General features: G+C 67.5%; 1 protein-coding gene and 2 pseudogenes. All 3 read right to left on the minus strand.

The window, feature by feature from the left end; genetic code table 11:
• Positions 1-200: pseudogene (locus tag AC27IQ_RS23980) on the minus strand (Tim44 domain-containing protein); the annotation flags it as partial.
• A gap of 53 nt (positions 201-253) precedes the next feature.
• Positions 254-986: pseudogene (gene ubiE / locus AC27IQ_RS23985) on the minus strand (bifunctional demethylmenaquinone methyltransferase/2-methoxy-6-polyprenyl-1,4-benzoquinol methylase UbiE).
• A 111-nt stretch (positions 987-1097) separates the two neighbouring features.
• Positions 1098-1532, minus strand: coding sequence for a gamma-butyrobetaine hydroxylase family protein (locus AC27IQ_RS23990; RefSeq protein WP_272565478.1), 435 nt, complete (start codon positions 1530-1532; stop codon positions 1098-1100).
• Positions 1533-1668: the final 136 nt, after the last annotated feature.

The raw sequence follows: 1668 nt of genomic DNA on the forward strand, positions 1-1668 counted from the left end.
CCGGGCTTGGCGGCCGCCGCGCTGTTGACGTTCTGCGCCGGTGCGCCGGGCGCAGCGGGCGGAGGCGAAGCCGCCTCGCGCTGCGTCACATTGCTCGACTGCTTGCCAACGGACTTGCCGCCGCCCATGCGGCGCGCATCCGCATCGGCATGCACCACCAACAACATGGCGACCAGCGCCACGGACCACAGTTTCATCATGTCATCTCCAATTTATAGATAGGTGCCGGCTGCGAACGAAAACGCAAGGCGGCTCAGCACTTGATTCCAACATGCAAAGCAACGATTCCCCCCGTCATGTTGTGATAGTCCACATGCCCAAAGCCATTTTTCTGCATGAGGGTTTTGAGTTCTTCCTGCCCCGGATGCATGCGGATCGACTCGGCGAGGTAGCGATAGCTCGCGTCGTCGCCGGCCACCATCCGGCCCAGCTGGGGCAGCACCTTGAAGGAATACCAGTCGTAGGCCTTCTCCAGCGGCTTGGCCACCTTGGAGAACTCCAGCACGAGCAGGCGGCCGCGCGGCTTGAGCACGCGGCACATCTCGGCAAGGGCCTGGTCCTTGTGCGTCATGTTGCGCAGGCCGAAGGCCACGCTCACCACGTCGAAGTGGCCATCGGGAAAGGGCAGCTTCTCGGCGTCGCAGACCAGCGTGGGCAGCACCACGCCGGCATCGATGAGGCGGTCGCGCCCCACGCGCAGCATGGCTTCATTGATGTCGGTGTGCACCACCTCGCCCGATGCGCCGACCTTTTTTGGCGAAGGCCTTCGCCAGATCGCCCGTGCCGCCCGCGATGTCGAGCACGCGGTGGCCCTCGCGCAGGTTGGCGACCATGACCGTGTAGGCCTTCCATGCGCGGTGCAGGCCACCGGACATGAGGTCGTTCATGACGTCGTACTTCGATGCGACGGAGTCGAAAACGCCGCGCACGCGGCGCGCCTTTTCCGCTTCATCGACCGACTGGAATCCGAAATGCGTGGTGCTCATTCCGCGATGCTAGGGGCGCGGGCCCCGCTCGTACAGCGACAACCCCGCACCTGCATGGGGCATCTGTCGCAATTTGGACGCTGCGGCGCGCGCCGAGCGGGCCCGCCGCCGTCAGTGCGCGCAGCCGCCAGAGCCGTGCGAATGGCCGCCACCGCCGCGCCGGGGCGGCATCGGCGTGTCGCGATCGGCGCCGGCCTCGTCCAGCCGGCGCAGGTAGTCGGCCCAAAGCGCGTCCTGGCGCTGGCCGAGTTCGTAGAGGTAATCCCACGAGAAGATGCCCGTGTCGTGGCCGTCGGAGAACGTGGGCTTGACCGCGTAGTTCCCCACCGGCTCCAGCCCCGCGAGCGTGACGTGGCGCTGCCCGGTCTGCAGCACCTCCTGGCCCGGGCCGTGGCCCTGCACCTCGGCGGAGGGCGAGTACACGCGCATCAGCTCGAACGGGATGCGGAAGGCCGCACCGTCCGAGAACACCACCTCCAGCACGCGCGATGCCTCGTGCACCGTGATCGACTGCGGCGTGGGTGCGCCGGCTTTCAAACCTGCCATGGAAATCCTCTGTGCGTTTGCGTTGTGCCCGCTGCGGGCGGCCCGATGGAGCCGGAGCGCGATTGTCCCACCGCGCCCTGGCCGGGCCGTCAGCGCGCCCTGCGCGGGCTCACGCGCCTGGGCGTCAGGCCAGTTG

The organism is Acidovorax sp. KPB24-07, from assembly GCF_057543315.1.

Excerpts from the sequence above, each read along its gene's own strand:
- AC27IQ_RS23990 (WP_272565478.1), bottom strand. The coding sequence starts at position 1,532 with ATGGCAGGTTTGAAAGCCGGCGCACCCACGCCGCAGTCGATCACGGTG.